This is a genomic window from Flavobacterium sp. UBA2787 (assembly GCA_002352205.1).
Lineage (GTDB): Bacteria > Bacteroidota > Bacteroidia > Flavobacteriales > Flavobacteriaceae > Flavobacterium.
This window is the reverse complement of record DEHZ01000004.1, coordinates 105683-129951: the sequence shown is the minus strand read 5'-3', so window position 1 is coordinate 129951 and position 24269 is coordinate 105683. Positions and strand designations below refer to the sequence as shown.

Annotated in this window: 23 protein-coding genes; 10 read left to right on the top strand and 13 right to left on the bottom strand. The window is 33.2% G+C overall.

Annotated elements, in window-relative coordinates; all coding sequences use genetic code 11:
• The first annotated feature begins 30 nt into the window (after positions 1–30).
• Both B4N66_RS03420 and B4N66_RS03415 read left to right on the top strand, forming a co-directional pair.
• The gene (locus B4N66_RS03420) at positions 31–576 is read left to right on the top strand and encodes a 1-acyl-sn-glycerol-3-phosphate acyltransferase (RefSeq protein ID WP_291092362.1); all 546 of its coding nucleotides are present in this window, start codon (positions 31–33) and stop codon (positions 574–576) included.
• 79 nt (positions 577–655) lie between these two features.
• Positions 656–1663, top strand: a complete 1008-nt coding sequence (locus B4N66_RS03415) for a hypothetical protein (protein ID WP_291092361.1) — start codon at positions 656–658, stop codon at positions 1661–1663.
• A gap of 60 nt (positions 1664–1723) precedes the next feature.
• On the opposite strand, the gene B4N66_RS03410 is transcribed toward B4N66_RS03415, so the two are convergent.
• Positions 1724–2125, bottom strand: coding sequence for a helix-turn-helix domain-containing protein (locus B4N66_RS03410; protein ID WP_291092360.1), 402 nt, complete (start codon positions 2123–2125; stop codon positions 1724–1726).
• Between the two features lie 283 nt (positions 2126–2408).
• Here B4N66_RS03410 and B4N66_RS03405 point away from each other — a divergent pair, with 283 nt between their 5' ends.
• From B4N66_RS03405 to B4N66_RS03390, 4 genes are all read left to right on the top strand, one after another.
• On the top strand, positions 2409–3563 hold the full coding sequence (locus B4N66_RS03405; protein ID WP_291092359.1) for a M14 family metallopeptidase: 1155 nt from the start codon (positions 2409–2411) through the stop codon (positions 3561–3563).
• 75 nt (positions 3564–3638) lie between these two features.
• Complete coding sequence (locus B4N66_RS03400) at positions 3639–4118, top strand: Lrp/AsnC family transcriptional regulator (protein WP_091140893.1); 480 nt, start codon at positions 3639–3641, stop codon at positions 4116–4118.
• Positions 4119–4235: 117 nt separating this feature from the next.
• Positions 4236–6809, top strand: a complete 2574-nt coding sequence (locus tag B4N66_RS03395) for a phosphoenolpyruvate carboxylase (RefSeq protein ID WP_291092357.1) — start codon at positions 4236–4238, stop codon at positions 6807–6809.
• Between the two features lie 12 nt (positions 6810–6821).
• Positions 6822–7337, top strand: coding sequence for a DinB family protein (locus tag B4N66_RS03390; protein WP_291092355.1), 516 nt, complete (start codon positions 6822–6824; stop codon positions 7335–7337).
• 3 nt (positions 7338–7340) lie between these two features.
• Here the strand turns inward: B4N66_RS03390 and B4N66_RS03385 are convergent, their stop codons facing one another.
• The 4 genes from B4N66_RS03385 to B4N66_RS03370 form a co-directional block, all read right to left on the bottom strand.
• Positions 7341–7778, bottom strand: coding sequence for a DUF1456 family protein (locus B4N66_RS03385; RefSeq protein ID WP_291092354.1), 438 nt, complete (start codon positions 7776–7778; stop codon positions 7341–7343).
• A gap of 44 nt (positions 7779–7822) precedes the next feature.
• A complete protein-coding gene (locus tag B4N66_RS03380; RefSeq protein ID WP_291092352.1) occupies positions 7823–8053 on the bottom strand; it encodes a hypothetical protein in 231 nt (76 codons plus the stop codon).
• On the bottom strand, positions 8050–8478 hold the full coding sequence (locus B4N66_RS03375) for a hypothetical protein (protein WP_291092351.1): 429 nt from the start codon (positions 8476–8478) through the stop codon (positions 8050–8052). Before B4N66_RS03375 ends, B4N66_RS03380 begins: the two co-directional genes overlap by 4 nt.
• A 598-nt stretch (positions 8479–9076) precedes the next feature.
• Entirely contained in the window at positions 9077–9868 is a 792-nt protein-coding gene (locus tag B4N66_RS03370) for an alpha/beta hydrolase (protein ID WP_291092349.1), read from the bottom strand.
• Positions 9869–9917: 49 nt separating this feature from the next.
• On the opposite strand from B4N66_RS03370, the gene B4N66_RS03365 reads away from it, so the two are divergent.
• Positions 9918–10319 carry a TerB family tellurite resistance protein gene (locus tag B4N66_RS03365; protein ID WP_291092348.1) on the top strand — a complete coding sequence of 134 codons (402 nt, stop codon included), beginning with the start codon at positions 9918–9920 and terminating at the stop codon, positions 10317–10319.
• A 300-nt stretch (positions 10320–10619) separates the two neighbouring features.
• Positions 10620–10883 carry a hypothetical protein gene (locus tag B4N66_RS03360; protein ID WP_291092347.1) on the top strand — a complete coding sequence of 88 codons (264 nt, stop codon included), beginning with the start codon at positions 10620–10622 and terminating at the stop codon, positions 10881–10883.
• A 230-nt stretch (positions 10884–11113) separates the two neighbouring features.
• Here the strand turns inward: B4N66_RS03360 and B4N66_RS03355 are convergent, their stop codons facing one another.
• Together B4N66_RS03355 and B4N66_RS03350 are read right to left on the bottom strand one after the other, a co-directional pair.
• Complete coding sequence (locus B4N66_RS03355; RefSeq protein WP_291092345.1) at positions 11114–12445, bottom strand: alpha-amylase family glycosyl hydrolase; 1332 nt, start codon at positions 12443–12445, stop codon at positions 11114–11116.
• A gap of 108 nt (positions 12446–12553) precedes the next feature.
• A complete protein-coding gene (locus B4N66_RS03350) occupies positions 12554–13549 on the bottom strand; it encodes an alpha/beta hydrolase (RefSeq protein ID WP_291092343.1) in 996 nt (331 codons plus the stop codon).
• 369 nt (positions 13550–13918) lie between these two features.
• Here B4N66_RS03350 and B4N66_RS03345 point away from each other — a divergent pair, with 369 nt between their 5' ends.
• Complete coding sequence (locus tag B4N66_RS03345) at positions 13919–15184, top strand: T9SS type A sorting domain-containing protein (RefSeq protein WP_291092342.1); 1266 nt, start codon at positions 13919–13921, stop codon at positions 15182–15184.
• Positions 15185–15193: 9 nt separating this feature from the next.
• Here the strand turns inward: B4N66_RS03345 and B4N66_RS03340 are convergent, their stop codons facing one another.
• Positions 15194–15862 carry an FMN-binding negative transcriptional regulator gene (locus B4N66_RS03340; protein ID WP_291092341.1) on the bottom strand — a complete coding sequence of 223 codons (669 nt, stop codon included), beginning with the start codon at positions 15860–15862 and terminating at the stop codon, positions 15194–15196.
• A 457-nt stretch (positions 15863–16319) separates the two neighbouring features.
• On the opposite strand from B4N66_RS03340, the gene B4N66_RS03335 reads away from it, so the two are divergent.
• Positions 16320–16754, top strand: a complete 435-nt coding sequence (locus B4N66_RS03335) for an Hsp20/alpha crystallin family protein (RefSeq protein WP_291092340.1) — start codon at positions 16320–16322, stop codon at positions 16752–16754.
• 67 nt (positions 16755–16821) lie between these two features.
• Here the strand turns inward: B4N66_RS03335 and B4N66_RS03330 are convergent, their stop codons facing one another.
• The 5 genes from B4N66_RS03330 to B4N66_RS03310 form a co-directional block, all read right to left on the bottom strand.
• Positions 16822–17322: a DUF6252 family protein gene (locus B4N66_RS03330; RefSeq protein WP_291092339.1), complete on the bottom strand. Its 501-nt coding sequence runs from the start codon at positions 17320–17322 to the stop codon at positions 16822–16824.
• Positions 17323–17358: 36 nt separating this feature from the next.
• Complete coding sequence (locus B4N66_RS03325) at positions 17359–20376, bottom strand: hypothetical protein (protein WP_291092338.1); 3018 nt, start codon at positions 20374–20376, stop codon at positions 17359–17361.
• A gap of 2 nt (positions 20377–20378) precedes the next feature.
• Positions 20379–20537 carry a hypothetical protein gene (locus tag B4N66_RS03320; RefSeq protein ID WP_291092336.1) on the bottom strand — a complete coding sequence of 53 codons (159 nt, stop codon included), beginning with the start codon at positions 20535–20537 and terminating at the stop codon, positions 20379–20381.
• A gap of 132 nt (positions 20538–20669) precedes the next feature.
• A complete protein-coding gene (locus B4N66_RS03315; protein ID WP_291092335.1) occupies positions 20670–23561 on the bottom strand; it encodes a hybrid sensor histidine kinase/response regulator transcription factor in 2892 nt (963 codons plus the stop codon).
• Between the two features lie 182 nt (positions 23562–23743).
• Positions 23744–24217 (bottom strand): DUF1572 family protein, encoded by a 474-nt coding sequence (locus B4N66_RS03310; protein WP_291092334.1) that lies wholly within the window; start codon positions 24215–24217, stop codon positions 23744–23746.
• Positions 24218–24269: the final 52 nt, after the last annotated feature.

The following is a 24269-nucleotide window of genomic DNA, read 5'->3' as shown; positions in this document are numbered from 1 at the left end:
AATCGTATTTTTACTAAAATATTTTGTGCGATGAAGAAGTGGCTATACAAGTTGGTGTTTTTTAAATTCATGGGATGGAAAATTTCGGGTACCATTGACCCAGCTATTAAAAAATGTGTCATGATTGTGGTTCCGCACACAAGTTGGCATGATTTCTATCTTGGTCTTTTTACAAGAGGAATTGTAGGTTTAGAAATGAATTTTGTTGGGAAGAAAGAATTATTCCGATTTCCTTTTGGCTATTATTTCAAATGGATGGGAGGAGAGCCATTAGACAGATCGGGAGGTTTAAATAAAGTAGAAGCCATTGCACAAGTTTTTCAAAAAAGAGAAATTTTCAGATTAGCCATCGCACCGGAAGGAACCCGAAAAAAAGTAACTGAATGGAGAACGGGGTTTTATTACATTGCTCTTCAAGCAAATGTTCCTATAATTCCGGTTGCTTTTGATTATTCAAAAAAAGAAGTTAAACTAGGAAACCCATTTTACCCGACCGGAAATAGTGAAGAAGATATTCAATTCTTGCAAAAATTATATGTTGGAGTAATTGGAAAAATACCGGAAAATAGTTTTTAAAGAAAAAAAATAAACTTTAAAAAAACCAATAGTAATTTGTTCTCGTACATGCTTGTATAAACACTTAAAATTATACAACATGAAAAACAAAAATTTATTTTCGGCAGTTATCTTAAGTTCAATCTTATTTATGTCATGTAGTGATGACGATGATAACCAGCAAACAGTTAGCGAAGTAAAATTATTTACTTCAAGTAACACTTCAGGAATGGTTTCGGTAACGGATTTAATTCCATCTACACCAACCACTCAAAGTTTTTTGGTAAATTCTACCGATGCAGACGGAATTCATTATTATCCGTCAACTGATGAAATCATTCTGGCTTCTCGTTCAAATAATCGCTTGGAGGCTTATGGGAACGTAAAACAAGCAATGATGAACAATAGTTCAAGTTTAACTATGGCTTACAACAGTACTTCAGATTTTAATAATGCCAGAGAAATTGCAGTGACAGGAAATACAGTGATTGTAACACAAGATCAAGCGGAATCTAACGGAAATCAAAACAAATTGTTTGTTTATGAAAAAACAGCTTCCGGATTCACATTGCAAAGAACATTTGATGTTGATATTAAGTTATGGGGAATACATTTCGATGGAACTACATTGTATGCTATTGTTGATTTAACTAGCGATTTAGTGGCTTATAATAATTTTTTAAGCAATTCATCCGGACCGCTTATGCCAAGCAAACGTGTCACTATTGAAGGTTTGGTACGTACACACGGAATCACTTATTCAAGTGTTGAAAACACTATGGTTTTAACCGATGTAGCTGCAGCAGCTTCTGATTCTGACGGAGGTGTGATTGTAATTAAAAATTTCTCTAATGTTTTCTCGTCCACAGCAAATAACGGAACGATTTCAACAGCAAATCAAATTAGAATCTACGGACCTAATTCAATGTTAGGAAATCCGGTAGATGTGGCGTATGACAATGTGACTAAAATGATATATGTAGCAGAAAGAGCAAACGGAGGCGGAAGAGTTTTAACTTTCTCGGTTCCGGCAACCAGCGGAGATTATGCTCCTGCAATGAATAGGTTAGAGCCTGGTTGTGCTGCGGTTTTCTTGCTTAGAAGATAGTTTTTTGTGTTTGTTTTATTGGTCCTGAAAGCCTTAGCTCCATGTGAGTTGGGGCTTTCTTTATTTTGGTAGATACGTTTTAAAAGTTCCGTTTTTGTAGAAAACTACTATTTTCTCAACGTCTTCTTGGTCTTGAAAGATTGCTTTTTCAGGTTTAATCACTTCCGGTTTACTGATTTCATCATTTTTTTTCGGTGGAATTTCTTCTGAAATTAAATGGTTTTCCGTCGAATTTGATTTAGGAAAGCTTCCTTTATTCAACAAAAACCAATACAAATCCACCTCTGGAAAAGCCTCTGTAATTTTGATTACAAATTCTAAACTTGGTTTATTTCTGCCCGAGAGTAGGTGAGAAAGACTAGATCGTTGCACACCAATTTTGTCTGCAAAAGCAGAAGCATTGAGGTTGAAATAGTTTAAAATTAGTTCCAGTTTTTGAACAAAATCCTGAGTGTTTTGCATGGTGAAATATAATAGTAAATTGTGTGTTACAAATGTAATCAAATTGTGCTACTTATTGAATGTTACAAATGTAATTTAATTTTTAAAGCAATTATTTTATTAAACTTATTGTTTATTTAATAAAATTTAAAATACTGGAAAACAAAGTATTGAAATTTAAAAATAAATACAGGAATACTAATTGTAACTTGTTGTTTACAAAGTTAAATTACAAACTAATTTTCATCTGTTTACAAATGTTATTGTAAAGATGTTTACCTTTGTTTTGATAAATTTTACCCAAATGAACTACCTTTCTATTTTCGAAAAAAACAAAGAAACATCCTTATTAGGTCGATACATAACATTAAAAAATATCGAACCAATTTTAGGAAAACATTTTGCCAAAAATGAAATTCAAGTGATAGGAAATTCGGTGTTGGAAAAGTCAATCTACAGTTATCAGGTTGGAAAAGGAAATTTCAAGATTCTACTTTGGTCACAAATGCACGGAAATGAAAGTACAACCACCAAAGCACTTTTTGATCTTTTTAATTTTTTGGATTCCGATGTGGAAGAAGTAAAAAAATGGAAAGAAAAATTTAGTTTCTATTTTATCCCTATGCTCAATCCCGATGGAGCTGAACTTTATATAAGAGAAAACGCCAATCAAGTCGATTTAAATCGTGATTTTATAAAACTTTCACAACCGGAAAGTCAGCTGCTAATGAGTGTTTTTAATGATTTTGAACCCGATTTTTGTTTCAATTTACATGATCAACGTACTATTTTTGGTGTGGAAAATACCGGACAACCAGCTACTGTCTCTTTTTTAGCACCTTCTTTTAATGAAATTAGAGATGTGAATGATAATCGCTTACAGGCAATGAATCTAATTTCTTGCATAAATGAAGAACTTCAAATACATATTCCAGGCCAAATTGGTCGTTTTGATGATAGTTTCAACAGAAATTGTGTTGGAGATACTTTTCAGCAATTAGGAGTTCCAACTGTTTTGTTTGAAGCAGGTCATTTTCCTCATGATTACCAAAGGGAAGAAACTAGAAAATATGTATTTATTGCTCTTTTAAAAAGTTTTCAAGCACTTTACGAAAACGATATAGTTAATAACAAAATCGATGATTATTTAAAAATTCCGCAAAATAATCCCTGTTTTTTCGATATTGTTTACAGAAATGTCAAAATAAATTATGATAATTCAATATTTATTACGAATTTTGCAGTGCAATTTCGGGAAGAAATTATAGAAAATCAGCTTGTTTTTAATGCTTACATTTCACATGTTGGCGATTTAAAAGGTTTTTTTGGTCATTCAGAATATGATGTTCAAGATGATGTATACCAAGATGAAAATGATAATTTGCCGAAAATCAATGAAAAAGCTAATTTTACAATAGGAAAACATATCAAATTTGTTAATGGTTTGCTAAAAAATTAATGAATTCGTTTTTTTATTGAATAAATTGTATTTCATTTGCAGTGAAAATAAACAAAATAAATAGACAAAAAACAGATGAGTAAGTTTCGTTTAGATGAAGTAGACCACCAAATTCTTGATATGTTAATTGATAACACAAGAGTTCCTTTTACGGATATTGCTAAAAAATTATTAATTTCAGCAGGTACCGTTCACGTAAGAGTAAAAAAGATGGAAGATGCCGGAATTATCATGGGATCGTCTTTAACGTTAGATTATGAAAAATTAGGTTATTCATTTATCGCTTATGTTGGCGTTTTCTTGAATAATACTTCTCAAACTAAATTCGTTTTAGAACGTATCAACGAAATTCCTTTCGTAACCGTAGCTCACGTTACAACCGGAAAATTCAACATTTTCTGTAAAATTAGAGCTAAAGATACTAAACATGCTAAAGATGTTATCTTCATGATTGATGATATCGAAGGTGTTTATCGCACCGAAACAATGATCTCGTTAGAGGAAAGTATCAACGACAAAAAACGTTTGATGCACACGATTTTCAAAAACATGTAAGATTTGAAATCTTCAAAATATATACCCTCTCCACTACAATCGAGAGGGTTTTTTTATGAAAAAAATCAAGATTCTTTTTTAAAATAATTCACTAAATTAGTGAGCAAAATTCAGACTATGTACACGCTTCCCAAAATTGAACGTTTTCACCAAAACGTAATCTCTAAATATCAAATTTACAACAGTGTTTTTATCACGCTTCCTTTTGATGCGATTGATAATACCGGCGTACTTCTACCACTTTTTACAGAAGTTTGTGAAAACGGTTTTAAAAACCAACAAAATCCGGAAGAGATTTTTAATTCTTTCGCTTCCAAATATTTAGAAAACCCAACTGAGGAGCAGAAAATTGAATTAATGTTTCGATTCATTCAATATATCGAACGGCAAATTGTTTTGTTTGATGCTATTGAAGATGCTGCTTTTCCTGTTGTAAATAATATGGAAGGACGCGGTTCTCTTCGAGATATGAAAGAAAAAGCAGATCAACGTTCTAAAAGAAAAGAATTAAAAGAATTTTTAGAAAATTTTCAAGTTCGTACTGTTTTAACGGCTCATCCAACGCAATTTTACCCAGGTGCTGTGTTAGGAATTATCACCGATTTAACCGAAGCTGTTCGTGTGAATAATCTAGTTGTCATAAAAGAATTACTCGCTCAATTGGGGAAAACCCCTTTCATTAAAAAAGAAAAACCAACGCCATTTGATGAAGCAGTGAGTTTAATTTGGTATTTGGAAAATGTGTTTTATCAAACGGTGGGCGAAATGATTCAATACCTTCAAAAAAATATTTTTGATGGAGAAGAAATACAAAATTCCATTATTAATTTAGGATTTTGGCCGGGTGGCGATCGGGATGGAAACCCATTTGTAACAACCGAAATTACTTTGAAAGTAGCCGAAAGACTTCGTACTTCAATCTTAAAATCATATTACACAGACATTCGAAAATTAAAACGAAAACTAACTTTTAAAGGAGTTGATACCTTAATTGCTGATGTGGAAAGCAAATTATACCGTTCCGTTTTTTATTCAAGAGGAGAAATTTACATCACGCATGATGAATTTAAATCGGTTTTGATAAATATTAAAAAAATTATAAAAGATGAACATCAGTCGCTCTATTTGGATGAAATAGATTTATTGTTGAATAAACTTAATTTATTTGGATTCCACTTTGCTACATTAGATATTCGTCAAAATAGCCGCATTCACAAAGCCGTTTTTCAAGAGATTGTGGATAAAGAAAAATCCTTATTTCCAATTAATTATACCCAATTAAGCGAAAAAGAAAAAATTGAAATTTTATCTAAAGTCAGCAGTTCATTAACCGAATCCGATTTTGAAAACGAAATCACGAAATCTACCGTAAGTTCCATTCATGCCATGAAAACCATTCAGGAAAAAAATGGCGAATTGGGTTGTAATCGCTACATCATCAGCAACAACGAAAGTGCATTGAATGTGATGGAAACGTTTGCCATGTTTGGACTTTGCGGATGGAAAAATCCTTCGGTAGATATCATTCCACTTTTTGAATCGGTAGATGATTTACAAGCTGCCGATAAAATCATGGAACAATTATATACCAATTCAGCCTATAAAAATCATCTTGAAACTAGAAATAATATTCAAACTGTGATGCTTGGTTTTTCGGATGGAACTAAAGACGGAGGCTATTTAATGGCGAATTGGAGCATTTATAAAGCAAAGCAAACACTAACAGCTATTTCTCGAAAATATGGCGTAAAAGTGCTCTTTTTTGATGGTAGAGGTGGTCCGCCGGCAAGAGGTGGAGGCAAAACACATAAGTTTTATGCTTCGATGGGGTCAACCATCGAAAATCAGCAGATTCAAGTGACGGTACAAGGGCAAACCATTAGTTCTAATTTTGGAACATTGGATTCTTGTCGTTATAATCTAGAAAATTTGTTGAGTGCAGGAGCCACCAATCAGCTTTTTAGTAAAGGTGAAAATGTACTTTCTGAGACTGATAATGGTGTTTTAGATGAATTGTCACAGTTGAGTTATGACAAATATTTGAAGTTTAAACAGCATCCAAAATTCATCCCTTATTTGGAAAAAATGAGCACGTTGAATTATTATGCCAAAACCAATATTGGCAGTCGTCCATCCAAAAGAAATAAAAGTGATCAGTTGGATTTCAACGATTTGAGAGCCATTCCGTTTGTGGGTTCTTGGAGTCAATTAAAGCAAAATGTTCCCGGATTTTTCGGTGTAGGAACCGCTTTAAAACAGTTTGAAGAAACTAATGAATGGGAAAAAGTAACGCAGTTATATCAAAATTCATTGTTCTTTAAAACGCTGATTGAGAACAGCATGATGTCGTTGTCAAAATCATTTTTTCCGCTCACGGCTTATATGCAAAAGGATGAAGAATTTGGTGAGTTTTGGCAGATTATTCATGATGAATATCTGGAAACCAAACGATTATTACTCAAATTATCCGGTTTTACTGAATTGATGGAAAATTATCCGGACGGAAAAGCATCAATTGAAATTCGTGAACAAATTGTATTGCCTTTGTTGACGATTCAGCAATATGCTTTGTTGAAAATAAGTGAATTAAAGAAACAGAAAAATCCGGACGAAAAGCAGATTGCCGTGTACGAAAAAATTGTTACCCGTTCGTTGTTTGGAAATATTAATGCGAGTAGAAATTCGGCTTAAAATATTAAAATAATGAACTCATCCACTTTACAACCAACCGAATACGCATCGTATTATTCTCCTTACATAAAAGCATTAGGCAATGTAAACCTGATAGAAGAATTAGAAAATTCAATTCAAGATTTTGAAGAATTTCTAAATCGAATTCCATCAGAAAAACATGAATTTAGTTATGCGGATGGTAAATGGACTATCAAAGATATTGTGCAACATTTAATTGATGCCGAACGTGTTTTTGCTTATCGCTCGTTGCGTTTTGCCCGAAAAGATCAAACGCCACTTCCCGGTTTTGATGAAAACGAGTATGTTGATACTACAGATGCTAATAAAAGAACGCTAATTGATTTACTTCAAGAATATAAAGCAGTGCGATTGTCAACGTTATATTTATTCAAGTCGTTTACAGAGGAAGAATTGATGCACACCGGAATCGCTTCAAATAATTCTTTCACGGTGCGAGCCATTGGTTTTATTGCTGCAGGACATCAAAAACATCATCAACGGATTATAGCAGAGAGGTATTTGTAGAAACTATTTTTTCTTACCGTTATTGAATTTAACTTTCTCAACAATTTCAGGTTTTGCTTCCGGTTTCTTTTTGAAACCCGGTTTTCCGCTTGGTTTTCCAGTGGGTCTTGGACCTGATTTTTGAACAGGTTTTTTATCACCAAAGGTTTTAGCTTTCGGTTTTTCAGTGACAGGAGTAGTTGGTTTGTGACTTTTAATCACTTCCATCGGATTTTTCGGGTTTTCCTTTGTTCCTCTTAAATGAATCACCAATCCGTTCAAAAAATTGCGAAGCACTTGATCACCACATTCCATATAATTAGGGTGGTCAGCATTTCTAAAAAAAGCTCCTAATTCCGCTTTCGAAATACGAAAATTAACCAATTCCATGATTTCTACAATTTGATCATCACGAAGTTGAAGGGCTACACGGAGTTTTTTGAAGATATCGTTGTTGTTCATTTTTATAATTGTTGTGGGTTTGAAGGTGGTGGGTTGCGAGTTTTTTATTCGGTAAAGATAGTGTAATTTTCAGCTTCATAAAAGTACAAAAGTTTTATTAGTGTAGGGAATTTAGTTTTTAATTCTTCATTAATTAAAAAGATGTAACTGACATCAAATCCCAGATGAAATTCTTCATTTTTAGAAAACATATATTTTCTATACTCTGTTTCATCCAAGTTTTCAATGTCATCGACTTTATGTTTAAAATATGACACATTTTCAATTTCTCTCAATAATTTGAATAATTCAGTCGCTTCATTATCTCTTCATTAAACAACATTAATTGATTTTTAATATCAAAAGGCGAAACATACATCCATCTATTAAAACTGAAACGATCATTTTCGTTTAAATAAACCCAATTTTCTTTAAAATTATGGATAATCATTCGTTGTAAAATTATTGTATCTAAAGATACTTTTGAATTAGAATTGAAAGCTTCCCTAACTTTGAAAACTTGAAATTGCGAAGCATCTGTATTCCTTTCCTTTAGAGCTTTAATTGTTTCATCTTTTAGTTTGAAATTGTAGTTATGATAGGTTTTTGCAACTTCATCATCAATATATTGATATTCTTTTTCAAACCTTTTATGGTAAGAATTATTCAAAACAGATTGATCAACTTTAGATATAAATGTCAAAATTATTGATAATATCATACAAATGATAAAAGAATAAATCATCCAAAGTCTACATTTAAATACTAATTGAATTACTGACCAACTTTTAAAAAATAAAAAAATCGGTATCAATAAAAAGAAATTAATATAATTATCAATTAACTCTTCAAAATAAGATGGACCTCCAACCCCAAAAAACACTGTTGAAATTGCACTGCAAAATCGAGTTATAATAAATAAGAAAAACCAAAAAAATAAAAGGTGATACATTTTTGCCGTTCTTTTTAACAGACTGTGTTTTCGCCTCTTTTGATAATCAGTATTCATCCAAATCCAAAGTGTCATATTCAAGCCTAAAAAGCTTGATAGATACGAGAAAAAAAATGTGTAAAACCAAACCTTTTTATCAGAAAGAATTAATAAATCGGTATTCATTTGACTAAATAACCTGAAAAATTCTCGAAAGTAATTGAAACTAAAAGATAGTGTTGTGGCAGTTAAAATACCAATAATTATTCCGAACCAAAAATTAGTTTTTCCTATATTATTAATGCTTATTTTATCTTTTTTCCAATTGTACATCTTGAAATTTTATGGATTTATAATAACCCGCAACTCGCAACCTTCAAACCCGCAACTAAAACATCCACCGAACCGCCTCCCCAAAATTCTCTCTCCATAATTTCTCATTGTGTTTTCCATCTTTGATGATGACTTGTTTGAGGTTCGATTTTTTACAAATTCGTTTTTCAACCAAAGCAGTCATTTTAGTGAAATCACTCACCATGTCTTCACTTTCGCTGTCTCCGCAAAGGAAATATAGTTTTGCGTTGATTTTCTCTGTTTTTTCTGTCAATGTGTAAATATCTTCCGTGTACCAAAAAGAAGGGGAGAAGACGCCTACTTTACCAAAGATTTCAGGATATTTTAATACTGCATAAAACGAAACCAATCCGCCCAACGAACTGCCAAAAATAGCGGTATGTTTGGCTTTTGTTTTGGTTCGATAGGTTTTATCAACATGAGGTTTTAAGGTGGTTACAATAAAATCCAAATATGCATCGGCATTTCCTCCACCGTGTTTTTCGTGTTTATAGGGTGTTAATTCTTCCAAACGCTTTTCGTTTCCGTGTTCGATACCGATAACAATTACGTTCATTTTCAGGCTGTCTAAAGTTTCATCTACATTCCATTCCCCTGCATAGGAAGTTTTAGCATCAAAAAGATTTTGAGCGTCATGCATATAAATTACAGGATAATTTCGGGTTTGTTTTGCATAGTCTTTTGGAAGATAAACCCATATTTTTTTGGTGGTTTTCAGTTGAGGAGATTCTATTTCAAAAGTGGAATAGCGTTTTTGACTCCAAACGTTCTGACTAACAAAAATGAGTATGCCGAAAAGAATAAGTAACGAGAAAATTAACTTCATTTTTTGATAAATTGAATGGAAAAACTAAATTAGCCAAAAATATGGTTTTATGATCACGTATAAAGAAAAATTAAGCTTGTTGGGCGATATGATTGAACTTTCTAAAGTAGATGGTCAATTGCACGACCGCGAATACGAATTTATCAAAATGGTAGCAGAAGAATTAAACGTTCGGACTGCCGATTTTGAAGAATTATTTTCAATTCCAAACGAGCTCTTAGTTTTTAAGTCGGAATTTAAACGTATTGAGCATTTTTACCGCTTGGCATTACTTTCGCATTGCGATAACCATCACCATGATCGTGAACATGAATTTATGTATCAGTTGGGATTAAAATTAGGTCTAAATCCTTTTTCCATCAAACGTGTATTAAAAGAAATGGATAATTCGCCAACACGAATGATTGAAGCCGATTTGTTGTTGGGAATTTTTAAGGAGCAACATAATTAATTTAGGGTGAAAGGTGATGGGTAGAAAGGTGATTTTGGACATAATCTCTCGTAATCTTTTCATGTCGACGATAGAAGAAATCTCATAACATTTTAATAAAAAAACATAAATATCGTTTAATTCATCATACTTAACTAACAAATAAAATTACTATGGAAATTATTAAAAATAATATTTTTTGGGTCATTTTTTTTTGGTGTTATTATTCTGACCTCACTCATTCGATTAGTTAGCGGAAGACCTTATTTTTTAAGATCTAATTATCAAAATTCATTAAAAATTCAAGAATCAGATAGCATTATGCAACTTCTTCCAGAGGTAATGAAAAGAGCAGGTGTGAAAAACATAAATTTTCATCAAGAAGAAAATAAATTTACCGGATTAGTTGGTTTTTCGATGAACTCTTGGTCGGAATATGTAGAAGTTAAAGTAGCAAGTTCTGATGGAAAACTCAATTTAGATTACAAATCGGTGTGTGCTTTTCCTTATCAGATTTTTGATTGGGGAAAGAATAAAAGTAATTTTAAAAAGTTTGAAAAAGAGTTGTTGAAAGTTGTAAATTAAAGGTTAATTAGTTAAAGGTAATAGGTAATTGGAATTTTCGGCATATTATCCGTGAATCTTGTCATGTCGACGATAGGAGAAATCTCAATAGATTAAGAATAATGTCTAAAATAACTAAAATTTAGCACGAATAAATCCTTTTTAATCTATTATCGCCAAGCGAACCAAAGAAATCAGCGGAAATCTAATTAATCTTTTTTCATCCGTGTGCTATTAATAACAAACCATTATTACTTTCTTAAAATCAAATACCCATGAGCATTGAGTTGTAAACTTCCATTTAAAGATAAAGGTTCATTCAACAAAGCATTTTCCCAATTTCCTTGTAATCCGGCGGGAACAGTCAATGTTTTTTCAGAAGAACGACTATTAATAATGACTAGCAATTTATCATTCCCAAGTGTTTTTTCAAAAACAATAAAATCGGAGGTATTGAAATGGGCTATTATTCCATTTTTTGCCACTTCTGAACTTTTATAAAACTGTAGTAATTTTGTGTATGCCGAAAGCATATCCGAATTTGAACTCCAATTAATAGCTAATCCGTTTGTATAAACAGATGGATTACTCACACCTACTTCCTGACCGGAATAAATCAAGGGTGTTCCATTCATGAAGATAGTAGCAACGGAAGCTGCTAAAGCCGCATTTTTATTGCCAAATACACCAATTGGTGTAAGTTCGTTGGATAAATCATGGTTGGTGGTAAATCGAAGTTTCTTTTTTCCTGCGGGAACAACTTGATATTCATTCGTATTTGTTGTAGAAAGTTGCGAAGGATTTCCATTCGAAACAAACACATTTTTCACAGTATTGTAATAATCCCAACTGAAATTCATTTGAAATCCTGCTGCAAAATGATCGTTTCGTGTGCCTTCTGCCAAAAAGATGAGGTCGCGTTGTGTATTGGTTTCTAGAGTTGAAAGAGCATCTTGCCAAAAATCAAACGGAACCAAATCGGCTGCATCACATCGAAAGCCGTCGACTCCGGCTTCGGTAATCCAAAATTCCATGGCGGCTATCATTTCTAAACGCATTTCGGTATTACTAAAATTTAGATCGGCTACATCCATCCAATTGGTTCCTTGCGGATGAACGATGTTTCCGGAACCATCTTGTGTGTACCAGTCCGGATGTTGTGTAATCCAAGCATGATCCCAGGCGGTGTGATTGGCGACCCAGTCTAAAATCACGGCAATTCCGCGTTCATGAGCTTCATCAACTAAATTTTTTAAATCAGTGAACCCTCCAATTTCGGGATTTACTCCTCGATAATCTTTCACACAATAGGGAGAACCAAACGAATTGACAGTGCCAATCGGATGAATTGGCATTAACCAAATGGTGTTAATTCCCAATGCTTTGATATTATCTAATCGATTGGTAATACCGCTCAAATTTCCCGCTTGACTAAACGATCCGATATTGATTTCATACATCACAATGTCTTTGGTTTCCGGAATGGTGAATGCTTCCGGTTCAGGAATATTTGATGATGAGTCATCACTTTTACTACAATTGAGGAATAGCAATAGTAGTAGGAGGGGAAATGCTTTGTTCATGGTGGGGTGTAAACTTTTAATACTAGAACAGTAAAAATACTGTTTTATTTTAAAAATGTTACACGAATAGATTTTAAGTAGCAACTTGGCGACGTATCAATTATAAATTTACTTAGCAATATTTTTAAGAAAATATAAAGACCTTTCAAGTGCCATTTTGCCTGATTTATCATAGGTGAATTGGTATTCGTGCCCTAATTTAATAGAATAATTTTCCGGAAAAAACAATGTATCTATTGGAGTACCTAAAGCTGAAAGTTTTTGAGATAATAGTTTGGATTGCGGGAGTAAAGGATCATCATTGCCGGCAGAAATAAAAGTGGGTGGAAATGAGTGGGTAAGAAAGTTTGTAACAGAAGCACTTTTTGCATATTCATCATCTGAAATATCTTTTTTACCAAAATAGGCCCATTGAACAGTTTTTAAAAATGCACCAAAGGCACCATCTGTGTTTAAGTTATCAATTTCATAAATTCCACAATATAGCAATAGTCCCCTCAATTGTTTGGAATCTAATCCTGGTTTAACTTTGGTTAGTTGAGCATAACTCGGATTTGTTATAATATTGGCTGTGGCTGCAGAAATCATTGAACCGCCTGAGTCGCCTGCCAAAACAAAAAAAGAATTATCTGCATAGAATTTTTCGGAGTTAGAAGAAATATATTCCAATGCTTTATTTAGTTGCCGCATGGGTGTTGGATATTTTTTTTCGGGAGCAATTGAATAATCAATTGAAAAAACAACATAACCATATGAAGCAAGTAGTTTGCAGTAATTACTTAATTGTTCTTTATTACCGGAGATTAAACCACCTCCGTGAGTCCATACAATAATAGGTAATTTGTTTTTTATTTTAACCGTATCTGAATGAAAATATGCATTTAAAAAAGCATCCTTGTCTTTTGTGTCATAATGCAAGTTGCCTATCGTTTTAATATTTTTTGGAACAAACTTTTCCAAAGCTTTATTAACTCGTATAGCCTCTTTGTTAAAACCATGTCTCACAATCCAAGCAGAAGGATAGGGTGAGAGTTTAAAGGCAATAAAAATGCAAAAACCTACTATGATAATAAAGATGAATATGTGTTGTAGTATCTTTTTCATAATGCAATTTACTCATTTTTAATATCAATTTTCTCATATAGAATACAAAAAACTTCTACACCTCACTAATTTCCTAATAAATTTGGTAAATCCCTCTAATCTGTGTTCTATTAAAAGCGAAGCGTCTTTGTGCTCTTTGCGAAATCCTTAGCGTTCTTTGCGGTTAAAAAGTTTCAAGTTCCAAGTTTCAGGTTGTGCATTGTTTAAAAATATAAATTAAATGCCTCACATTTCTATTCTAACTGCTTAAACAATAGTTAAATGCGTTATATTTTAACATTTGAATTTATATATACATTACCTTTAGTAAAAAATAAATTATTAATACTTAATTGCAGTATTTAGTAACGCATTAAACAATATTAAGCTATGAAAAGAACATTACTTGTACTGGTTTTGGCAACTGCACTGCAACTGAGTGCTCAAGCCACAGATGAATTGTATACAGTTGTATCTAAATATAGTACCGAATTTGGCCCTAGCATTCGAATAGGTACAGTAGATCCAACCGATGGAATTGTTACCAATGTTGGGGAAGAAACCAGCCCAAATATTTTTAGTATCACGGGTGGTTCGCTCAACCAATCGACCAATCGGTTTAATTTGGTTTCCATTAATTTTATGATGTCGTTTGATATTTTCACAGGTGATATTATTGACGAATTACCTATCAACAGTTTTTTTGGCGGAACTACGTATTTTGATAATGTTCGCTATAATAATTCAAACAATAAACTGTACGGTTTAGCCAGAACATTTACAGAAAACAATCAATTTATTGGTATGTATCTTGCTGAATTAAATAGCGATAACGGTAATTTAACCCAGCTTTCGCAAACGTCTATTGGACAAGGTTATCAATTGGCCGGAACAGCCATCGACCCAAGAGAAATGGTTTATTATTATTCAACAGGTACTAAGTTTATGGGTATCGATTTATATAACGGAGCGGTATATAGCAACCCGGATATTGTTTTTAGTAACCCAAACGAATTCAATTTTACTAATTTTACCTATAACTGTGCCGATGAAACGGTTTATGGTTTGGTGGTGGAAAATACTCAGGTGCAAAATCCTGATGTTTCGTTTCCTTCCTCTATTTATTATACACGTTTTGGAAAAATTAATCCTACCACCGGAGAAGTAACAAACATTTCTGAAGTTCCGCTGCCAACTTATGCGTATTCTGTAAATGCCGGATCAACAATTGACCCAACTACGGGAACTTATTATTTTAGTAATGGTGAGAGTTTATTTGGCATTTCATTAGAAACCGGACTTGTTACAAGTACCACCACAATCAATAGCGAAGAAGGTTCGGTGATAAATATGATGACGAATTATAACAATTGTTTGGGAGCGGTTGCCACACGACCGGATTCAACATTGGCTCTTCCGCAAACAAATTTGGAAGCTAACATCACACTTTATCCGAATCCAGTAGCAAACATGCTTAGGATTTCTTCATCATTGGCTATTGATACACTAGAAGTGATTGATATTCATGGAAAAACAGTGAAAAGTAGTCATGATAACACCAATGAACTCGATGTGCAAGACTTACAAGCGGGAGTTTATTTCTTGAAACTTATTTCAGGAAATGTGGTGGAGAATAGAAAGTTTGTAAAGATGTAATTGATTTTGTTAGGAATCAAATTTAGAATTATCCCATTCTGCTCCGGGTGGAAATAGTTCTGCTTTTCTTTTCTTCATTTCTTGAGCAATCAAGGCACTTTCTCCGCCTTGTTCTTCGAGTTTGGAGATGATGGTGAGGTAGCTTTTTTCATCTCTGTTCTGACTTAGTTTAAAGACATTGTCCATTTTATCTACCTTGATTTCAAAACCTACAATGGCGGGCATCAATTTAGATAAATAGGAGTCAGGTAGATTGTCATAAATGGTTGCCGACTCGGTATTTCCTTTTTCAAATTTCAAGGTAAACTTTCGCATAAATTGTATTAACTCCTCAGGTGACATAAATTTCATTTGTCCGCTGGTGTGCACGCTCATGTAATTGTAAGTAGAGCCATTTTGTGAATTGGTGTACCAAGTAGCACTCACATAAGCACTTGGACCTGTAAAAACCACCAATGCATTTGGGTTTTCTACAAAGCATTTATGATGGTCTGTATTTCGCATAATATGTCCTTGCAAAAACAAGTCGCCATTTCGTTCCTCAATCAAAATAGGAATTTTGGTGGCCACTTGTTTGCCAGAAAGTGTACTTCCTGTTAGAAATGCAAATGGATGATCTTCCATAAAATCGAAGATGACTTGTTTTTCTTTTTCTTTGAAGTAGGAGAAATGATACATGGTTATTTTGATTAAATTAGGTATTTATAAATGCCACAAGAAGGGATTCGTGCGGTAGCGTTGGGAGTAAATTTAATATTTTATTTTATAAAAGTTAGATACAATTATTGTGAAAGCAGATTTGAACTATTATTTCTTTATTTGCACAAACCCCATAGCCCCGATTGTAGCGAAAAGCCTTTGGTGAAGAAAACCTATTTTTTCTTGGTTTGGCAGAGCGACCTTGGGAGCTACTGCCGGACCTTAGAAAAAAAGGTTTTTGAGCAAAAGCTTGTAGCGTAAAGCGGGATTAGCTTCTGAAAAAATGTCTGTTAAAACATTGTTAATCAGTTGTAATAACTGAAATTTTGACTGTTTTTGGTTTAAAAAAATGTCAATTTGACTTAACGATTCAATTGGTATAAACTTTGTTTTTTGTGAGTCAAAATAAAATGTTTAACCATAAAAAAATAAAGTTATGACACTAGTAAAAACAAACAACCGATTTCCTTTTCCAGCCGTTTTTGATGAATTTTTTAAACCCGATTGGATGGGTGGCATGGAACGAATGAACAACACAGTACCGGCAGTGAACATTAAAGAAACTGAAACTACTTTTGTGGTAGAGTTAGCCGCTCCGGGCAAAAGTAAAGCCGATTTTAACATTGAATTGGATGACAATGTGTTAACTATTTCTTCTGAATCGAAACACGAAAAAGAAGAAAAAGACAACGATGGAAAATATACTCGCAAAGAGTTTAGTTATTCGTCTTTTAAACGTGCGTTTACACTTCCTGAAATTGTGAATGAATCGGATATTAATGCTACTTATGAAAATGGTGTGTTGCATATAACCTTACCAAAACGCGAAGAAGCATTACCAAAACCAAAGCGAATGATTGAAATTGGTTAATCATAAAGTTAAATGACAAAAAGCACCTTTCGGGGTGCTTTTTTTGTGAACTAATGAGTACTTAAAATTATGGCAGAATTGGGACTGAATTAAAAAAGCCATTTACAGAGGTAACGCCTGTAAATCCGATTCCGTTACCTGTAATTTTAAAATTCCCTGAAATTAGATATGAATCATTCTGTGTTATTTTGACAGAACCTTGTATTCCATTCCAATTATTTGTATTGGTAGGCAACATATAGGTAAAATAATTACTACCAATATTGACGTGATAAGAGCCGACAGCTAGAGAGCTTAGCGGAATTTTTATAACATTAAACGACCCGTCCATTGCGTAAATGGCAGAAGAAGAGGAGCTTGCAAATGCATCTGGAACACTAGTATAGGGTGTTACACCATTATGGCGGTAATAAAATTCTGGTAATCCCGGTGGTGCTGGTTTTAAATGATTTGTATTACTATTGTTGTTTTCATTTTCGTTGGAAATAATAGCATCGCTACTGCAAGAAAATAGGCTAGTACTCATAAATAGTACCATTGAAACTGATTTTAAAATTTTTGTTTTCATTGTTTTTGATTTAAAGGTTATTATTTTAAGATTTTATTAATTTAATCGATAGGCTACAATGCTATCTTCTCCCCATCCGCTAAAATTCCCTAAACTTTGCGTTGTGTTGTTTGTTAGAGCTTCACCGGCTATATAGTAATAAGTTTTGTTTGCTCCAGATGTATTATTAATAATTACAGAGCCTGATAAAATAGAAAAATAGCTACTTCCGGGTAAGTTTCCGCTTATGTAATATGATCCTACTGTATCTGCTGTTCTGGTTGGACTTGCGGCACTACTATCTGAAAACGCTGTTCTTAACCAAAACGAAGAATTATTTGTTGATGTAGTAGGGAATACAGACATTAACATTGTTACATTAACCACATATCGGCCTGGAGGCAAAGTGATAGATGATCCTGTTTGAAGAAAACCAACTGTTTGAGTATAAGGAATACTAATACCGCTGCCAGAGGCAACTAAATTTCCAGTCACTCCAGTCAAGGCACTTTCTCTCCAAGTTGCAACACCAGTGGCATCTGAAGTTAATACCCGATTAGCTGCTTGAGTGCCATCTACAATTCGTAAAGCACCGGGAGTTGCATTGTTTATATGGACTAAATTGGTAGGATTTGTGTCTAATGGTACTCCAACGCCCATATTTCCGCCAACAAACATTGCCGAGTTTCCAATTCCATTTCCATTTGCAATTAATGCTTGATTTCGAGAAAAACTTGTACTAAATGTTGGGTTTACAGTGCCCAAAAGTGCATAAACTCCAGTTGAATTATAGGTGTTGTTAACATCACTCATTCCCAATACACCAACTCCAAAACCCCAACCTCCGGTGCCATTACCATTTCCTTTTACACCAATGTTTAGAAAATCTGTTCCGGTATTAATTTGTCTAGCTTCACCCAAAATAACACTTTTGTTTGTGTCTGCATTTTCAAACGCGTGCAGTTTTTGAGTTGGATTTGTAATTCCAACTCCAACATTTCCATTAACGATACTCATGGCTCTCACTGAACCTAATCGATTGGCAGCTCCGGTTCCATTGGTATAAAAATCTAATCTTCCTGTAAATGCTCCGTTGTCTGCACTTTCGATGTAGGCTGGTCGCCATTCATTTGGTAGGTTTTTATCACTATACATAGAAAATCGTGTTGCACCAAAAGCTGCCCGAGAGCTTAATTTTAACTCTGTTATGCCCCCGCTTTCAATTTCTAAACTAGATGTGGGGTTTGTTGTTCCAATACCAACATTTCCACCAAGTGGTTGTAAGCTCATGGGATCTGCTGTGCCTTGAAATCCAGATTGCAACCAAGCGGAAAAATTGCCTGTTGCTCCTGCTTTGCCTATATCTAAAGCATCAAGTTCATTTCCAATTCTGAGCATGGCATTAGAAGTTGCACCCGGAATCGCTGGTGCGTTAATAGTGCCTCGTACCGTTAACCTTGCCGGTGAAGTTGCAATACCAATTCCAACATTTCCTGTTGGTAGTACTCGCATGCGTTCGATATTATTGGTGCCTATCACAAAAGCTTGTGCGTTTGTTGTTCCAATAAAGTTTTCGGTTGCACTTATAAAGGAAGTACCGTAAATGGCAGGATTTGCAGGTGTTACGATGGCTGAGTTTCCAAAAATAGACCAGCCAGTTCCTATACTGAGCGGATTTGTCCAAGATAAATTTCCAAAACCATCGGTTTGCATGATTTGACCGTTGGTTCCACGTGATGGAGGGAAAGTATATGTGTTGGTTGTTGTTGTTCCTATACCAACATTTCCGAGAAAATAACCGGCAAAATTGTTTGCTCCCGGTTTTAAAACTTCGCTGTAAATTCCGTAGTGTGTCCCCCCGGCAGTTGGTGGTATTATGGTAAAAGTTCCTATTTTACTTCCATTTCCACTTCCGGAAAGATTACTCAGAATTCCGATGTGATTTCCATTACCTGAGTTAGTAATAAAAGAGTAAACACCTCTAATGATTCCATCACCTGTTCCGCCCAATTGATTGCTATTTCCATAAGTTGGTGTGTTGCTATTTGTGTTAAAATCATTATATAATCCGTATATACTTCCGTTGTCAACAGTTGAAGTAATGGAGTTACTAACGCCATACATGTCATCTTGAACTAGTGAGGATATTACATTTCTGAAACCATATTTTCCACCAGTTTTTCTTCCTCCAATAAAATTGTGGATTCCATAGCTTCCACCACCACCACCATCTGGAGAGTCTATAACGTTAAAAACAGCAGTTGTTTCAAGGGTGCTATTGTTAATTATTCTATTCTCAATGGCGTGAGTCGTTCCGGTAGAACCAAGAGGATTATTTATAGCATTAAATAGTCCTAAAGTTAAATCGCTACCGGAATGATTGAGCGTATTTCTCATCCCGAAAAGGAAATTGCTTCCACTAGCATTTAGTTCGTTGTCAATACCTATTTTTGAACCTAAAATGGATGAATCAGCATAGTTTTTTAAACCGGTTTTTAAACCTGTTCCTGTTCCTAAAAATCTATTTCTAATGGCTTGAGTTTCGTCATTTGAGTTAATGTTCATTATGTTATCAAAACCATAACCTATGCCTAAACTTAGACTTTTTATTAAATTATTGGAAATTCCAACATTTTGATTTGTAGTTTCAACATCAAGTTTATGGTTTGCTGTATTTTTTCCAATAGCAACATTTCCAATATGAAACATTTCATCGGTAATTGCATTGGGAGCTACTGTTGTTCCCACTTCATACCAATCATGATCTGATGGAGCATTTCCTGCGATAGCTGTCCACTGTGAGCCATTCCAATAATAAAAACCTGGTACCACATTGTTTGGTATTGTTCCTGCTGGTGCTATATTATAAACCAATGTTGAAGTTTCTAATGGACCGGTGTTGGGATTAATTACAGTAGTTATATCTAGTATTGAAGTCAATTGAACTCTTGGAATTAATACTCCGTTATTCGTTGATTCTACATCCAAAGCTGCTTTTGGCGTTGTTGTGTTTACTCCAACTTGTGCGATAGACAATAATGGAAGTAATAATAATAGGGATAGAATTTTTTTCATGGTTATTTCTTTTTGAATGTTGTTTTTACGATGAGCTTATTTTTATTGATTATGTTCAATTCATAATTTCCATTATCCAAATGGTTCACATTTATGATTATCTTCTTATCAAAAAACTGATCAATTTTAGCTTCATACTTCACCGTTTCTTTTTTTGACATTGAGTAATCGTTTTTGTGTTGATGTAAAAGTATAGGACGCACAAAAAAATCCCTATGACTATTGTAACAGGGATTATGATTTTTGTAACAAGGTGTTACATCTCAATAAAATAAGGATCTGAGCAGCGTAATTTAATTTCTTTCCATGTATTCAGTTGGAGTGCAATGATACATTTCTTTGAAGCATTTTGAAAAATAGGATACATCATTAAACCCGACAGAGTAAGCAATTTCTGATATATTTGCTTTACCTTTTTTGAGTAATTCTGTGCTGGCTTTCAATCGCTCATTTCGTAAAAATTCGGAAGTCGAAACACCTAAAAGTGATTTTAATTTACGATGCAACTGCATTCTACTCATACCAATTGAAGCAGCAAAGTCATCGGAACTAAATTCTGAGTTGGCTAATTCTTTGTTTAAAATGAGTTGCAATTTTTCAATAAATTTTTCTTCTACCGAATTTATGACAATATCCACCGGACGTAAAATCAATTCCTGACTGTAACGTGTGTGCAGTTTTTTGCGTTCTGCGATTAATTGTAAGACAGTTGCTTTTAAGATTTCGTTGTTAAATGGTTTAGTTAAAAATGCATCTGCAGTACTTTTTAATCCCTCCAAATGAGCTTCGTCTGATGTTTTTGCGGTTAACAGAATAACCGGAATGAATGAAGTTAATTCGTTGGTTTTAATTTGTTTGGTAAATTCAAATCCGTCCATTTTTGGCATCATAACATCGGAAATAATGCAATCCGGAATTTCTTTTTTGGCAATTTTTAAAGCTTGTTCGCCATCTGCCGCTTCTATAATTTGATAGTTTTCTTTGAAAATATCTTTTAAAATGGTTCTTACATCTTGATTGTCATCTACAAGTAAAAGAATAGGTAATTCTGATTCGTTAGTGTTTTGATCATTTAGTAATTGTGTAGTTTCTTTTGTAACAACAATAGCATTTTGATTAGATTTTTCTAATGGCAATAGTACTGTAAAACTCAAAAGTCCATTTTCAACGGTTGTTTCAATTTTTCCGTTATACAATTCTACTAATTCTTTCACTAACGCCAAGCCGATTCCTACACCTTGATGGTTTTCTTTTTTCTGATAAAATCGTTCAAAAAGTTTATTGATTTCTTCTTTTTTAATTTCCGAACCCGAATTAGAAACCACTAATTTTAACTGATTGTTTTCTGTTGAAGAAGTAAAGTTAACTTTTTCATTTTCAGCTGTGTACTTAATAGCATTGGAAAGTAAATTAGTGACTATTTTTTCAATTACATCCTTATCAAAATGATGATTTTCTGTGTTTTTTTCAATGGTAGAACTAAATGAAAGTTTATTTTCTTTGGCTTGAAAAGAAAAAGATTCAATGATAGAATTTAAAAACAAACCAATATTTCCTTCTTTTAAAATGAGTTTCAATTTTCCGCTATCCAATTTTGAAAGTTCCAAAAGTTGATCAACCAAATCTAACATTCTATCGGAGTTTTTATTAATCAAATGGAGTTTATTTTTTTGGTTTTCATTTGTAATCTCGGCTTGCAAACTTTGGACAGGACTTTTTATCAATGTCAACGGTGTTCTAAATTCATGAGAAATATTCGCAAAAAAACGAGATTTTAATTCGTTTAGTTCATTGAGTTTTTGAGCAGTTTTAATTTTATTGCGATAGCCGTAGAATAAACTTGCTCCCAGAATGACTAACAAACCGAGTAATCCGATGTAGATGTATTTTTGTTTTTCAGCTAGTTCTTTTTGAGTGGATAGAAGTTGAATTTGTTGTTCTTTTTTCTCATTTTGATATTTGGCTTCCACTTCGTTGAGTTTTATTAAATCGGTCTTGCTATTTTTTATAGCATTTAATGAATCTTTAGTTTTTAATGTTTGAATAGCATTTTCCAGCTGATTTGTTTTTTTGAAATAGTTAAATTCTGTGTCAAGAATTTGAATATAATAAGTTGATTCCATATCAATTTTATTCAACTCTTTGGCCACTAAAATATCTGCTTTTGCTTTTTCAACTTCATTGCGATTTAGCCAAATTTGAGCCCTTCCGGTTAATGACGTACTGTAATTTTCTTTTCCTTGAGTAGGCTCATAATTTTCAATGTTTCTATTAAAATAGTATAGTGCTTTTGAATCATCCTTTAACTCCAGATAACATTTTCCTAAATTTGAAGCAAGTTCATCAAGACTAAAAACCATATTGTTTTTTTCAAAATGAGCATAGGCTTCTTGTGAATATTTTATAGCTTCTTTATAGTTTCCGGCTTTATATTCAGTAAAACCTTTATTTACATAGACATACATTTTATAGTGAATATCATTTGTCTTTTCTGCAAATTTTAATGATACGTCGATATATTTTCTGGCTTTGTCATGATTTCCCAGATTAGAATATACTAATGCAATCATATTGTTTATATTAATTCTGAAAGGAAAATCGATGGATTTATTCTTATCCATAATCTCATCACACATGATATAATATTTCAAAGCAGTTTGATAATATTCTTTGGCAGTATAATATTCTCCTGATAAAAAATAAACATATTCGTAGTTCGAATTCAAATTGTATTTTTTCTTAATTTCAAGTAATTGATTAATATCAGCTTCTACATTTTCATGTTTATTAAAGTTTATAATAGTGCTGATTTTTTGCATTATTGCAACTTCATATACTTCATAATCTTTTAGTTTCAAGCATTTTTCAGCACATAAATCATAATAATAAATTGCTTTTTTATAATCATTTTTAGAATTGTGATAATCACCATTTTCTAAATCGGCATAAATTTCACATTTTTCACATTTTCCTTCTTTACTCAATTTATAAAGCGAATTCATATATTTTTTTGCCAATTCAGGATTTGAATTTAAGTAATTAAAAAAGAGTTTATGATACGCATCCAATTTATCATCGCTTGGTATTTTTGAAGAAATAACCTTTTTTAGAGAATCGATGGTTTGTGGACTTTGTGCAAAAGAAAAACTGCAAATAAAAAACAGAAGTAGATAGGCTTTTTTCATAAAATGATGAATTATTAAGTAAATTTATACAATTTTACTTAATAAAAATCACTCTATATCGTAAATATGTAACATTTTTTTGTTACAAAAATCACATGTTCTTTTCGCTTAATTGCTCACCAACAATGCTTTATTTTACCTAACTGTTTCGTAGATTTTAAAATAGATTTATTTTTTATGAATTATTTTTTCGCTGAAATGAGCTTTTTGATTAACACAATTTGTCCCAAATGATAATAACTGTGTTCAATCATTCCGTCGATGTTGCGGTAATAAGTGCCGTATTTTTCATCGGTAAAATAGTGTTGGAGTTGTTCTTCGGAAAGTTGTTCAACGTGGTTAGCAAAGGTTTCTGAATCGTTCCAAAAAGTGTTGAGAAAATTTTCCCATTGTTCTTGTGAGGTGATTGGTGGAAAATCGAAACTGTATTTGTCTTTAATATCCAGAGTGCCACCGGTAAATACTTGATTTATTCCGTTGATGTAATAATGAATATGTTGTGCTAACACGGCAATGGTGTTGAGGTCGTTTATTGGTGTGGTAACCGTTTTATAATCGGTGCCGGAAAGTTGTGCTTTAAAGTTGGTGTTGGCCACCCAAGTGCCGTTTAAAATGACTTCACGAAAACGGGAGGCGAGTTGGTGAGGGGTTTTCATATCTTAATTTATTTTAAACCATATAAGTCATATAAGTTTTTTGAAAAGTTAT